This window comes from Jutongia sp. SJQ-6, from assembly GCF_054161275.1.
Window position 1 is genome coordinate 1,512,484 of sequence record NZ_CP195314.1, and the last position, 14,673, is coordinate 1,527,156.

Annotated in this window: 12 protein-coding genes; 1 reads left to right on the forward strand and 11 read right to left on the reverse strand. The window is 42.2% G+C overall.

Annotated features, from left to right (window positions below):
• Nucleotides 1–8: 8 nt before the first annotated feature.
• From ACSAJE_RS06995 to ACSAJE_RS07015, 5 genes are all read right to left on the reverse strand, one after another.
• Nucleotides 9–2,867: a tripartite tricarboxylate transporter TctB family protein gene (locus tag ACSAJE_RS06995; RefSeq protein ID WP_458010032.1), complete on the reverse strand. Its 2,859-nt coding sequence runs from the start codon at nt 2,865–2,867 to the stop codon at nt 9–11.
• Nucleotides 2,868–4,061 carry an ATP-binding protein gene (locus tag ACSAJE_RS07000; RefSeq protein ID WP_458010033.1) on the reverse strand — a complete coding sequence of 398 codons (1,194 nt, stop codon included), beginning with the start codon at nt 4,059–4,061 and terminating at the stop codon, nt 2,868–2,870.
• The gene (locus ACSAJE_RS07005; RefSeq protein WP_118691459.1) at nt 4,054–4,749 is read right to left on the reverse strand and encodes a response regulator transcription factor; all 696 of its coding nucleotides are present in this window, start codon (nt 4,747–4,749) and stop codon (nt 4,054–4,056) included. Before ACSAJE_RS07005 ends, ACSAJE_RS07000 begins: the two co-directional genes overlap by 8 nt.
• Before the next feature lie 790 nt (nt 4,750–5,539).
• Nucleotides 5,540–6,973, reverse strand: coding sequence for a citrate/2-methylcitrate synthase (locus ACSAJE_RS07010; RefSeq protein ID WP_022025080.1), 1,434 nt, complete (start codon nt 6,971–6,973; stop codon nt 5,540–5,542).
• 53 nt (nt 6,974–7,026) lie between these two features.
• Nucleotides 7,027–7,491 (reverse strand): MarR family winged helix-turn-helix transcriptional regulator, encoded by a 465-nt coding sequence (locus ACSAJE_RS07015; protein WP_182434311.1) that lies wholly within the window; start codon nt 7,489–7,491, stop codon nt 7,027–7,029.
• Nucleotides 7,492–8,241: 750 nt separating this feature from the next.
• Here ACSAJE_RS07015 and epsC point away from each other — a divergent pair.
• Nucleotides 8,242–9,162, forward strand: a complete 921-nt coding sequence (gene epsC, locus ACSAJE_RS07020; RefSeq protein ID WP_118691256.1) for a serine O-acetyltransferase EpsC — start codon at nt 8,242–8,244, stop codon at nt 9,160–9,162.
• Nucleotides 9,163–9,339: 177 nt separating this feature from the next.
• Here the strand turns inward: epsC and thrH are convergent, their stop codons facing one another.
• The 6 genes from thrH to ACSAJE_RS07050 form a co-directional block, all read right to left on the reverse strand.
• Nucleotides 9,340–9,939 carry a bifunctional phosphoserine phosphatase/homoserine phosphotransferase ThrH gene (thrH, locus tag ACSAJE_RS07025; protein ID WP_022025818.1) on the reverse strand — a complete coding sequence of 200 codons (600 nt, stop codon included), beginning with the start codon at nt 9,937–9,939 and terminating at the stop codon, nt 9,340–9,342.
• Between the two features lie 80 nt (nt 9,940–10,019).
• Entirely contained in the window at nt 10,020–10,745 is a 726-nt protein-coding gene (gene cuyB, locus ACSAJE_RS07030) for a cysteate racemase (RefSeq protein ID WP_118691257.1), read from the reverse strand.
• Nucleotides 10,746–10,836: 91 nt separating this feature from the next.
• Nucleotides 10,837–11,328 (reverse strand): hypothetical protein, encoded by a 492-nt coding sequence (locus tag ACSAJE_RS07035; protein ID WP_458010034.1) that lies wholly within the window; start codon nt 11,326–11,328, stop codon nt 10,837–10,839.
• Nucleotides 11,329–11,395: 67 nt separating this feature from the next.
• Nucleotides 11,396–12,742: an SGNH/GDSL hydrolase family protein gene (locus ACSAJE_RS07040; RefSeq protein ID WP_458010035.1), complete on the reverse strand. Its 1,347-nt coding sequence runs from the start codon at nt 12,740–12,742 to the stop codon at nt 11,396–11,398.
• Between the two features lie 40 nt (nt 12,743–12,782).
• A complete protein-coding gene (locus ACSAJE_RS07045) occupies nt 12,783–14,384 on the reverse strand; it encodes an MBOAT family O-acyltransferase (protein ID WP_243104110.1) in 1,602 nt (533 codons plus the stop codon).
• A 25-nt stretch (nt 14,385–14,409) separates the two neighbouring features.
• Nucleotides 14,410–14,655, reverse strand: a complete 246-nt coding sequence (locus tag ACSAJE_RS07050) for an acyl carrier protein (protein WP_022025823.1) — start codon at nt 14,653–14,655, stop codon at nt 14,410–14,412.
• Between the last annotated feature and the right edge of the window lie 18 nt (nt 14,656–14,673).

A 14,673-nucleotide genomic window follows, 5' to 3' on the forward strand; every position in this document is an offset into this window, starting at 1 on the left:
TCTCCTCTCTATCTGCCTATAATGTGCAATTTCGGAAGTGCAATATTGTTATACATTCCATCCAGACCACTATCCGCTTTTACGTCATATCGAATCTTGACATTTCCCTCTGAGTCAGCGTATTGATCCAGACTGTCTAACGTTGTTTCACTTCCGGCTGTCAGGAACTTAACATAACGGTCTTTCTTCGGATTATAAATACATGCTGATCCCATAAACAGATTCGTATTAATCGTCATATCCGAACTACTATAATTGCTGTAGATCGTAATCTCCGAATTATCCAGATACGTATACTGCAGTCCTAATTTTTTCCCTTCACCCAGTAACTTTTTGATGTTATAAGTAACATTAATACTCTGAGCATAGCTCGAAGAGGACGCAGAAGCATTTGATTGCAGCACCAATTTCCCATCGGTCTGATAATCATTATATTCTGCAATATAGTCTGACAATACGCCATAATTTGTCGTCCCCTCTGCAAGCATATCCTTAAAGTCAATTTCCTGTGATACTGCCATTTCTCCATACAGATTCAGATCAAACATATTGGTAAACGACGTCTTTTGCTGATCTTTTGTAAAACCATAAAAATATGTCGTTGATCTTCCTGTCTCTCCTGAAGTGAAGAAATGACCGTAATATTTCAGCAAGCTTTGTCTTCGCTGAGACTGCACATCTTCTGTATATCCATTGTCATTTGCACCCACTGCCTGCGTAACCATCTCTTCCCAATCAGAACCGATATCCGCATATTTTAAGTATTTGCTCGGTGAAATACGGTCAAGAGATATACTTTCACCGGCTTTTAAGCTGCCTAATACAATGATATCTCCATGATTAACAATCATACAGTCTTCCAGATCATACCCTGTATTGTTGGTTACCACACCGGATACTTTAGACTCTCCGATCTGTATGTTCGTAAACGCCATACGTCCTTTCTGCTTTACCGTCTGACTGTTTTTGAGATTAGAGCTTTGGAACGATGCCTGATTTTCCATGTGCAATACGGTTTCATCTGAGTTATACTCGATTGCATAACTATACGTTTTATCCTGCTCTGCACTAGAATCATAATAGACCTGATTACTGTTGTAATACGGGTCAATATTTTTGCTGCCTTCTACTACGATCTGATAATCTCTATTATTCGGGCTCGTCACCGAAAAGGCGGTGTTTAACGTATCATGCGTCCCCTCTGCTCCAATTTCAAGCTGTGATAAATAATTGATAAACGGCTTTTGGATTCTGGTTCCGGTTCCGATCAGATAGATCAATACAGAACAGAACACAGCGGACACAGGTATGATCACCCACAGCAACTGCCGCTTATCCTTGCGACGCAGTATCGTATAGCCAACCGGTCCGATCAATACTACGTACACGATCAACAGAATCGCGTATAAGGTAATATTGGGCAACACATCAACCTCATTATATTTCAGTCCAGCCTGCAAACTATCATCCAAATAATATGTATTGACATTTTGGTCAAAGAAATGATTTTCTGTCGTGGTACAATTGTCGCTAATGATCTTACGGATAACAGAACCATAATTAGACCACTGTTTGTTATCAAGTGCGAGGTCAAATTCCGATACGATCACGGAACCATTTCCATAAGATATTTTGGAAACCAGTGCCTCCCCATCCTGTTCTACCAATGTCTCTGCTTTATCAAGCGTTAAAGATGTAATATCAACGGTTAACTTATCAGAAACAAGAGATTTCCGTATCTTCTCTTCTTCTTTCTTGCTTATGGTAACTTGAAATTTCTTCTCCAAATCGTCATCGCTATATTCTTTCTTCAGCTGTTTGTATATTTCCGAACCTTTTGAAAAGATCGTACCTCCCCAATCATCCGAATAATCTAAGCCCTGAATGTCTTGTGCATAATCACGATACATAGTTTGCGGCAAATGTTCGCGCAAAAATGTTTTTACTTTATCTAATTTTTCTTTGCGCAGTTCTTCTTTGAGCAGCGCCAGTTTCTCTGCCTGATCCACCTTCGCATAGGATAAATTTGTCTGTATCGAGCGCGCGTCACCAATCGTACCGTTTAGCAATTTCCCAGAAAAAACTTTCAAACTTTTTTCTGCCTGAGCGCCGGTGCCAAGCACCAAAAGTCCGCCATTGGAAACCCATTGTTGGAGCGCCGTAACCTGTTTTGCCGAAAAGCTTTGCGTATCTACATTATTGATCACTAATACATCCAATGATTCCAGTAATCGAACGTCTTCCGGAACATCCGCAACATTTATTTCTTCTACAGCAAAATCTGCACTCTGCAAATATCCTATCTTATTAATATCATCTGACAAAACCGCCATCTGCTTTTCATCAGTCGTTGTCAATGCCATCTGCAAATATGCTGTCTGAGATGAAATCATGTCATCATCTTTGTCATATAACGCTACTCGTACTGTAGAACCGCTCACCGGCAACGTAAAAAAACTTTTGATCTGAATTGTCTCTCCTGCAGCAATTGATACAGATTTTGTAAATGCTACCGAAGTGCCACTGACTGCTCCCGAGATTACTTTAACAGAACCTTTGAAATTATCTCCCTTGTTGGTCAACGTTGCCTTGATCGGGACATAACGGTTTGGTGCAACAACACCTCCCGTTCCGCCAAGTGTCGCATCAATCTTGATGTCACCCGCCCGAAAACTAACTTCTCCTATTGAATTGTTATTGGAAGACTTGGCTTTGGCATCTGCATGACTGGCAAAAGCCATACAAGTCATGATCCCAATGGCCGCTAATACTGCCACCAGCATGGCAATACTCGCACCATTCAGTATAGAGTACATCCATTCCATACCGGAAGTCTGCTTTTCTTTCATCATTTCATTACCTCTCAATCACTCTTCCTCCTCTTCTTTATATAACGGCAAAGCGATGGTAAAACATGTACCACTTGCTCCGCTTGTTACCTGAATCCTGCCTCCATGCAAATGAACAATTTCCTGCGCAATGTTTAATCCAAGACCGGTCCCACCGGTCTTAACATTTCTCGACCGTTCTACCCGGTAAAATTTATCAAACAAATGCTTGATACTTTCTTCCGGTATGACTAAGCCGTAATTGGTAACGCGAATTTGAACTTCCTGCTCTAAACATTCCAATTCCACATATACGTGTTTACCATCTTTGCCATATTTGATCGCATTGCTGAGCAGATTCTGTACGGCTCGCGCGATCAATTCTCCATCCATATTCATTTCCAGATAGGAAATATTGTATTTCGTTGTGCACTCAAGCTCCTCTTCCTGAAATAACGGATAGAACTCTTCCACCATCTGTTCCACGAGCTGCACCAGATCGATCTTACTGCGGTGTAGTGTGATCTCTCCACTCGTAAGTTTCGTATAGTTAAACAGATCGTGTATCAGATATTCCAAACGATTCGCCTTGGTCTGTGCTATACGCACATATTTCTGTCTTTGCTCCAGATCATAATGCTTGGTATCTAAAGCCAGATCCAAATATCCCTTCACCGATGTGATCGGTGTCCTTAAATCATGTGCTACACAGGCGATCAGATCCTTATTGCTTTGCAAAGCATCCCTCTCCGATTTGATCAATTGATTGATCTGCGCTGTCATCTCATTGATCCTGCCGGCTATCTCTCCTATCTCATCCTGTCTCTCTATGATGATCTTTTCGTCACTTTTTCCATCGGCAATATCGATGATCCGATCCGAAATATATGTCATGTCTTTGACGATCCGTTTAATAAACAGCAAAAAGTAAATGATAAAAAAACAGATCGTTGCAATAACGGTGACAAGCATAAAACTAACCAGCGTATCGCGGCTCAAATGCCTCGGCAGCCAACTCGAGCTCATCCCCAGATCATCCCCATGCCTGCTGAACCGTACCCCTCTCCCCGTTGGTGGCGAAACAGGCACTTTGTCGTACTGCTTCTTGCCTAACGTAGAAGAAACAGTATAGATCAATCCACCTAACACTATGTCTGTGATCATCGCAAGGATAACACTGAAAAAACAATACACTATGATCTCTGTGCGTATGCTTTTGAATTTTTTACCCATCAATTTTATACCCCACTCCCCATACCGTCTTTATGATCTGGGCGTTGCGCGGATCGATCTCAACCTTTCCGCGCAGCCTTCGAATATGTACCATGACTGTGTTACTCATTTCAAAGCTTTTCTCTTTCCAGACTTTCTCAAAAATATCATCTGTCGCAAATACCTGTCCCGGATGTGATGCTAACAGATAAAGCAGATCAAATTCTATCGGCGTCAGCTTAACCTCACGGTCATACACTTTCACGGTTCTCGTCTTTTTGTCCATCCATAAGTTGGGCAGATCAATGACACCTGCATTTTCCTGCTCGCCGCCCCCCAGACTTTGGAATCTTCGAAGCTGAGATTTCACACGAGCCATCAGCTCCATCGGCCGAAACGGCTTTGTCACATAGTCATCAGCGCCCTGATACAAACTGGACACCATATCCATCTCCGCGTCTTTCGCACTGAGCATTATGATCGGCACAGCGCTTGTATCTCGGATCTTACTGCATACCTGATTTCCATCCATAACCGGCATCATGACATCTAATATAACAAGGTCTATACGTTCCTGTTTGAAGATTTCCAATGCCTCTTTGCCACTATATGCTTTATATACCTCATATCCCTCTTCGCGTAAGTGAATGCCAACCAGTTCTGCAATTTCTTTATCATCATCCACCACAAGTATATTCGCTTTTTCCACGCATTCCACCTCCTGCTTTTACCATTTACAGAATATCACAACCATCCATTGCAAGTCTTTACGAAAATCTTACAACTTATCGCATCCCCGCAAAGCTTTTCACTTCATCATTTTACTACTCAAACTCCCCACCCCGGAAGATACTGCCCAAACCACATATTGCTTATTATGTCACAAAACTAATAGCTATTTTGCAGCCAACAAGGTAAATTATCCTGCCATCAAAAATACTAAAGCAATTGCTGCAGAACGCAGAGTTTTCAAGTGATTTCTTATTTTGTTAAGTCTCTGATGAATACATGCCTGAAGGATTGTCTGAGATGTCCCGGTTTAGCGAGGTATCATCCATTTTTGGACGGGACGCTTTCGCTACGATGCGCTACGTTACGTTACTTAATGTCTCTGAAATACGAGACATAAGTAACGACGAGCGCAAAGTCCCTTTCAAAAATGATGAATACCTTGCTTCCGGGACTTCGAGTTTCCGAAAGGCATGTAAATCAATCATCAGAGACAACAAAAGCTAGAAATCACTTTGAAAACTAATTGTGGCAAAGCAATTGCTATAGTTTCTTGATGGCAGGACTCACTATATAGCGGCTGCAAAATATAATTAGCCCATAGACATAATAAGCAATATGTGGTTGTGAGGAGTTAAGGGGGTGGGGAGTTTGAGGGGATTCAAAAATAAAAACACCGGAGCCGGAAAAAAACTGCTAAAGCGGTTTTTTTCCGAAATCCGGTGAATCTATGATCTTGATCTTATACGTTTGCACTGCCTCGTTCCAGATCAGCAGCTATCTCCCTTCATTGGGATGCGGAGTTCTTTCGCCTGACGACTATCGATCTTAAGCGTGGAACGATCTTTCAGACTTTCATATACCTTAGGCACCATGATACTCTTGTAAGCCGGACGAATGATCTTATCCACATTGATCAATTCCTCCATACGATGTGCACTCCATCCCACAATACGTGCCATTGCAAAGATTGGTGTGAACAGCTCTTGTGGAATACCAAGCATGCTGTAAACAAATCCGCTGTAGAAATCCACATTGGCACTAACGCCTTTATAGATCGCACACTCTTCACCAATTACCTCCGGTGCGATGCGCTCGATCATGGAATATAATTCAAATTCCTGCTTATGATTTTTTTCTTCTGCCAAAAGCTCGACGAACTGTTTAAAAGCACGAGCACGTGGATCTGATATAGAATATACCGCATGACCCATACCATAAATAAGTCCACGGCGGTCAAAGGCCTCCTTGCGCACCAATTTGCGCAAATAAGCACGCACCTGTTCTTCATCTGTCACATCATCTACATGCTCTTTAAGATCCTGCATCATCTGCACCACTTTGATATTGGCACCACCATGCTTCGGTCCCTTGAGAGAAGATAACGCCGCTGCAATAACAGAATACGTATCGGAACCTGCCGAAGTAACGACACGTGTCGTAAAGGTCGAGTTGTTACCGCCACCGTGCTCCATATGAAGTACCAGTGCCATATCTAACACTCTTGCCTCCGTCTCAGTATATTCTTTATTCGGACGAAGCATACGCAAAATATTCTCTGCTGCTGAAAGATTATCATCCGGTCTGTGGATATAAAAACTTTCATCACATTCATAATGATTATATGCATGATAACCATATACCGCTAACATAGGAAATACGCTGATCAGCATCAAACACTGGCGCATAACATTATCAATACTATTATCTGTTACATTATCATCATAGGAAGACAACGTTAACACACTCTTAGTCAAAGAATTCATGATATCCTGACTCGGAGCTTTCATAATAACGTCACGCACAAAGTTGGTAGGCAGACGACGATTTTTCACCAATACCTGCTGAAATTCCTGCAGCTCCTGCTTATTAGGAAGTTCTCCAAATAACAGCAGAAATGCGATCTCCTCAAATCCATATCGCTTGTCCTCGCGAAATCCTGCTGTCAGATCATATATATTATAGCCACGATAGTACAACTGCCCATCACATGGAATAATATGTCCATCCTCTGTCTCTTCGGTTGCTTTGATCAACGAAATATTTGTAATACCAGATAATACGCCTTTGCCGTTTTTATCTCGAAGCCCTCTCTTCACACCATACTGCTCAAAAAGCTTTGCATCGATTGAATTGTTTGCCACACACACGTGACGATACTTATCTGCAAACTGACGCATCATCTTATCATATTCCTGACTCATAGTTTCTGTCTCCTTTCCTGTTGTCATGCCTGTCATAACAGGCTGTATTTAATTTACTGTGATACCTTATTCATAACAGCGATGTCTAATCCCTGCACGATATTACCGGAGATTTTCTCCGCTACACGCTTAACAACTGCCAGTTCCTCCTCTTCCACGCCGCGAAACAATACCTGGTACATGGTAAGATGCAGTGCCCGTACCTTTGTAAGAACCGGATCTGCTTTCTCACATACCAGCAAACGTACTTTGCGTCGGTCAGTATCGTCCGGCACACGGAGAATCAATCCCTTTTCGATCAGCTCTTCGATCGACTTAGAAACATGACTCTTCGTCCAATGATGTCTCTGCACGATATCCTTAGCTGTATTATACTTACGATGCTCTGACAAATAGAGCAATACACGGATATCCAGCAAAGAAAGTCCATAGGTTTCTGTCACAGGTGCATAAACCCGCTCCTGAAACCTTCTAAACTGCTGCCCGGTCAGCAGCGATTCTAAACCATCATCAATCATAACTTTTTCACCCATTAATTAGTATACTTTTGAACAGTTCAATATAGAACTATTATACCGCAAGTTTATTTCATTTGTCAAATTACAATAACTTACTATAACTTCCCATAGCAAAAGTTATTGTCCAAACCACATATTGCTTATTATGTCACAAAACTAGTAGCTATTTTGCAGCCAACAAGGTAAATTATCCTGCCATCAAAAATACTAAAGCAATTGCTGCAGAACGCAGAGTTTTCAAGTGATTTCTTATTTTGTTAAGTCTCTGATGAATACATGCCTGAAGGATTGTCTGAGATGTCCCGGTTTAGCAAGGTATCATCCATTTTTGGACGGGACGCTTTCGCTACGATGCGCTACGTTACGTTACTTAATGTCTCTGAAATACGAGACATAAGTAACGACGAGCGCAAAGTCCCTTTCAAAAATGATGAATACCTTGCTTCCGGGACTTCGAGTTTCCGAAAGGCATGTAAATCAATCATCAGAGACAACAAAATCTAGAAATCACTGTGAAAACTAATTGCGGCAAAGCAATTGCTATAGTTTCTTGATGGCAGGACTCACTATATAGCGGCTGCAAAATATAATTAGCCCATCGACATAATAAGCAATATGTGGTTGTGGGGAATTTGAGATATGGGAAGTTCGTGTAAAAACTTATTATTCGATATACTGGACTACAGCCTGTATTATATGCTATCATAGGTTTTGCAAAATGGAACTACGATGATAATAAGGAGGTTTCACATGTTATCCGAAGAAAAATTATCAAAAATCATCGGTGATATTGCCGATAACTACGAACAGGAAGATTTATTTACAATAGAAAGCGGGCATCAGCTCCCAAATCGAGATGCAGTTATACACATTATCATGGGGCTGCGCCAGATCATGTTTCCGGGCTATTTTGACAAGGAACATTTAGAACGGACGATTCCGGAATACTTTTTAGGACACAACATTATCCGGATCTATGACACGTTGTCTGAGCAGATCCGCTTTGCACTGATCCGAGAAGCAAAGTCACAGGCAAATCTTACAGAGATCAATGAACGTACCGAGGAAATCTGTGAACAGTTCTTTTCTTCTTTCGCACATATCCAACAGCTTTTGTTAAAGGATGTTCAAGCAGCTTTTGATGGCGATCCGGCCGCCAAGACCAAGGAGGAGATCATCTTCTGTTATCCGGGACTGTTTGCTATTTTTGTATATCGTATGGCGCATGAGCTGTATCGCCTGAAAGTTCCTTTCATTCCGCGTATCATGTCTGAGTATGCGCACGGTCATACCGGTATTGATATCAACCCGGGTGCAGTGATCGGTGAATACTTCTTTATTGACCATGGTACCGGTATTGTTATCGGCGAAACAACAGAGATTGGCGATCATGTCAAGATCTATCAAGGTGTAACACTCGGTGCTTTATCGACACGCAGCGGACAGCTTCTTCGCGATGTAAAACGTCACCCAACGATTGAGGATAATGTAACGATCTACTCCAGTGCTTCTATTCTTGGTGGCGAAACTGTGATCGGCAAAGGTTCTGTGATCGGTGGTAATGCATTTATCACTTCTTCTGTTGCACCGGGCACGCGCGTCAGCGTCAGCAGTCCGGAACTCACCTTCACCGAAAAAAGAGAAAAGAAACCGGGAGACTTATTTGACTAAAATAATAAAGGCGGCGTATTACTGTTTTCACACTACAAAACAGTAACACGCCTATTAATCCAAAGAGATCGGCTCTGATTTTTACGTCAGAACCGATCTCTTTCTTTTCATCATTAATATTATCACGCTGCATCACGAAGCTCTCCGCTCTTTCATGCAAAGCTATATAGACCTTTTTTAGATAACTTCTTTGATCGCTGCCATCAATTCCTCATACGTCTCATATGCCGGAAGTTGTGGATACTCTTTCTTTATCGCATCCGTACTCTTGAACAAAAATCCCGCCTTACTTGCCAGGATCATGCCAAGATCATTATGACTGTCACCGCTTGCAATCGTATCATATCCGATAGATTGCAATGCTTTCACTGTTGTCAACTTAGACTGCTCACAACGCATCTTAAATCCTGTAATCTCTCCGTCCTCTGCAACAATGAGTTCATTACAGAAAATGGTCGGATAACCAAGTTTCTTCATAAGTGGTCCTGCAAACTGTGAAAACGTATCACTGATAATAATAACCTGTGTCAGGCTGCGAAGCTCGTCCAAGAACTCTTTCGCACCCGGCAGCGGATCAATGCCCGCAATCGTCTCCTGAATTTCTTTCAGACCAAGTCCATGCTCACGAAGAATATCTAATCGGTAATTCATCAGCTTATCATAATCCGGCTCATCTCTGGTCGTTCTTTTTAACTCCGGAATACCGGTTGCCTCACTAAATGCGATCCAAATCTCCGGTACCAACACACCCTCTAAATCTAAACATACAATTTCCATGATCTTCCTCCTGTATTTTCTGTCATTACAATAATTTTAGTATATGATGTCCTCATCCGCAAGTATTGTTTTTCTATTTTTTACTTTTTAAGCTTCGCCCCTGCGTTGATGATAGCATGCTTCGCTAATACTTCAAGTACATCCAGACAATCGTTTTCCAATAATTCCTTAGTACGTACATGCTGTGCAAGCTCCGGCTCACGCTTTAATAACGGCAGTTCCGTGCATCCTAGTACAAGACAGTCTGCTCCGCTGGCCAACATATTTTCCGCAATCTGCTCAAATTCCGACAAGTCCGCAGGTCTTCCGGCTTTGATCTGCTTATAAATAATGTACATCAGTCGCTCTCTGCTGTCTGGATCCGGCAATAAGACCTCGATTCCCCGATCACGGATCGCCTGTGCCAAAACTCCGCTCTGATGAACTCCGGTCGTTGCTAAGATCCCTACCTTGCGTGCACCACGAACTGCGAGCTGCTCCGCCGTCTCCTCCACGAGATTGACAATGGGAATGTCTACTGCCTGTGTCAACTGTTCGTAAAAATAATGTGCCGTCACACAGGGAATCGTCAAAAAATCTGCTCCGGCATTCTGCAAACTGCGGGCTGTCTCTACCAGCAATGGAAGCGGACTTTGCGTGCTCTTGCCTGTTATATATGCCGTACGATCCGGACTGTCTGAAATACTTTGCAACAATATACGGGGATGCCCCTGATCAACCATCGTGTCAACCATTCGTGTAAGCAACTCCAAATAATATACCGTCGCCATCGGACCGAGGCCCCCAATGATCCCTATTTTCTTCATACCAATCACTCATGCCTTTCTAATCCCGCAAACTTTGGGCCACAGGCACAAATTTGCCATATGAAAAAACTGTACTATATGCTTTTTCATATTATTTCGAGGCAAAATAACGAATTGCACTCACTTTATTTCCATTCAACATGATCTGCAGCTTGCTGCTTCCCTTTTTAAACGTATACACGCCGAATCTTGCCTTTGCTTTTCCGTACTTTTTGGTGACATCTTTCAGAGAACTGCCAATGCGGATCCCTTCTTTTGTCACTGCCTTATTGCTGCGAAAACGGATCTCACTGACATATTCTGCACCATTGTTGGTTTTCGAATATGTTTTGAGCTGAAAATCCTTATAGGTATATGTACGATCTTTTCCCTTATAAGCACAACTCTTCTTCACTGTTTTTTTAGATGGTTTGCCGGCCTTTTTGATCAGCTTTTTGGCTGCACCGTTCATCGTAACGGATACCCCTTTGTACTTAAAAACATATCCCTTAGATTTTGCACTGGCTGGCATCGACACGCCTCCTATAGCAACCACTGCCGTTAGACATACTACTGCCAATTTACTCACAATACTTTTTTTCATATTCATCTTCCTTTCCATTCCCAATAACTATGGATCTTACCATATCCGTTAAGTTCCTTTTGTTACATTAATAGCTGCGAATCTCGCCATAACGGTCAAGTTCCTTTTGCTGTGCACGAATCATATTGTCGTGAATACGACACTTTTCATCATACACCTTTGCCAATGTTTTGTCACCTCGATGATCTTTGATCCCATAATCCTTGGCCAAAACATTTCCAAGATATTTGGATAACTTTTCTGCACCACTTAAATTCATATGCAGACCACCATCGTAAGTATCTGTCTCATAATCTATGCCGGTTTCTTTCAGCAATTCATAAAAGTTAATATATGGCAGTTTATTCTTCTTCGCATATTCTACAACCTGTGCATCCTCCGAATCATACCACTGTGGTGCCAAACTCGGTGCCTTGATAAGGACCAGTTGTATATTATTCCTTTTGCAAAGTGCTGTCATCTTATCCAAATATTGCATTGGATATTTACCAAAGACTACGCCGCCGTCAGCCGAATCATCTTCTTTCTCAGTTGTTCCGGCTTCCTGCTCATCAACGGCATCCCATGGATCCGAACTATCCGTCTCCTCGGCATCATCCTCCGGAATATCATCCCACGGATCATAAACATCATCCTCCGCACTGCCGTCTTCCTCTTCACCAGCTGTATCTGCACCACTCATGTCCTCTCCGGCACCGTTTATCGTGGAGTTCTGTTTTCCAAGCAGCCACGTTGGATCTGCGACATCCGACTCACTTGCCGGAAGTACGTCGATACGCATATAATAACCGTTGTGCGTTACCTTTCTGGCACTCGCAAAATACGTAAGATCACTACGCGATAATGATGTGATCCTGGAATGATAACGCAAGATAGGAAAGATATAATCCAACATATTCTCCCCTTTACACATAGAAGCATTGATCGCATTCCATTTCGTTTTAGACCATTTCATGCCATCTAACGTCATACGGTTATACTCTTCTTTCTGCGGCTCTCCATGTGTCAATGCCTGCACATTATAAACAACCAGTTTTGGCTTTTCATATTTCAGAGTATCCTCTAACATATAATAAGACTGCCATGTGAGCTGCTGTGCATTGCCGCGAATATAACTGGTAATCCCGTAATTTTTCCACAAATAGATCGGATCGAAATTCTCATAGACTTCACAGTCACCTATCATGAGTACATCATGCTTTGTCGTCTCCTGATAGTATTCCGCCGTAAAATTCCCCTCCAAAATATCATCGGCATATTTTGGCTGCACCAGACGCTGCAATACTGCAAATAGCAAGACAACGACTGCAGCGGAAAGTATCCCGACTGCTATTTTCTTTCCTCGTTTCACTCTAATCTGCCATTCCTTTCCGGGTCCGCACACATTAAAACGCAGACACAATTGTTCTTCCAACGGTCAGACCTGCTTAAGGAATACCGTTTCTCCCTTGAAGTTAAAATTGATTGTAAATAAACTGCTGTGCCTCAAATCCTACGCCATAACTTCCCAGCAAAAGTACTGCAAAGAATAAGAGGACAAACAAACCATATCGAATGACATAAGGTTTTTGTGAAATCTTTTCACGCACGCTTCCATTTCTGCCACACATACTGACCGTAAACATTGCGACCACGCCAAATGCTACAATGCAGTAATCCTGCACCGATAATCCCAGATCAAGCAATTCCTTACCGGTAACTTTCGATAGATCGAACTGCGTAAACATATGTATAAACTGCCGAATCGCCCCGCGCACACTGGCGTAAGTATCAAACAGGCGAATACAGCACATCATCAAAAAGGTCCGGATCACCTGAAACGCACGATATCCCCAACTGTTTCCTAATTTCGGAAATCTGTGGTGAAATTTATTATATAATGGCGTGCATTCTTCAGAGATCAGAATGATCACACCATTTACCAGTCCCCAAGCAACAAAATGCCACGCTGCACCGTGCCAAATACCGGTCGCAAACCAGGTAACCATTGTCGAAATATATACTGCAACGCGTCTTGCACCTGCCATGCCAAAATGTTTTTTGGTCGTCGAGGTCAGCTTTTTGAGCGGTTTGCTGATACTCATCGGATAAAAAACATAATCACGGAACCACGTTCCCATCGTGATATGCCATCTGCGCCAATATTCCGCAATATTCTTTGAAAAGAAGGGACGGATAAAGTTCTCTTCCACATGTATGCCAAAAAATTGTGCAATACCGATCGTAATATCAATACCACCCGTAAAGTCCGCATACAACTGTGCTGCATAAAATAACATCCCGATAAGCACATAAGCCCCGGTATAATATTCCGGATCTCCCATCAGCATGCTGATCGCACCACTTAAGCGATCTGCGATCACCAGTTTCTTAAAATATCCCCACAAAATACGTTCTAAGCTAAAGCGAACCTGCTTGCCATCAAAGGAATGTTTTGCATAAAGTGTCTGTGACAGATCCCCATAACGACTGATCGGTCCTTGGATCAACTGTGGAAAAAAAGACACAAACAGTATAAAACGCGGCAGATTTTTCTGTGCGCTGCATTTGCCCCAATATACATCCAGCAGATATGCAACTGCCTGAAACGTATAAAAAGAGATTCCTAACGGCAGGATCAGATCCGCATAAGGCAACTCTGTTCTGCCGGCTGCATCCAAAACGGTATTTACATTGTCGATCACAAAATTGGTGTACTTCAATACAGCAAGTATGCCTAAATTAAAGAGCAGACATACAAGCATGATGCGTTTTTTCTTGCCACCGATCTTTGCCTTGACCGCCTTCTTCTCGTCTCTGGACGGTTTCTCTATCTTTCCTGCTTTAATTTCAGCCTGGTATGACTGCCACTGTCCTTCCTGTCGATCAATACAAACACCGGCAAACCATACCGTCACTGACGTTGCCAGAATAAACAACGGATAAAATGCTCCCGCAGAATAATAAAACAAAAAGTTTGCGATCAATAATAGGATCCACTGAAACCGCTTAGGAATGACATAATATACCGCAAACAATACCAGCAAAAACAGGATAAACTCGTATGAAATAAACAAAACGCTACTTTCCTCCCACCACAGCTTATTCTTCTAACAGGCGAGCAATCATATCGGCAAGGCTGTCAACGGAATTGAAATTTTCAGCAATAAAATCTTTCGCTGTAATATCAACATCAAATTCTTCTCCAAGCTCTGTCACCAACGTGACAAGATCAAAAGAATCCAGTATTTTGTCTTCTACCATTTTATCTTCTGCTTCAAAATCAATATCCTCATGAAGTTCCTTTAAGATTGCTAAAACTCCTTCTCTGATCTCCTCTACATCCATTTCATTGTCCTCCATCTT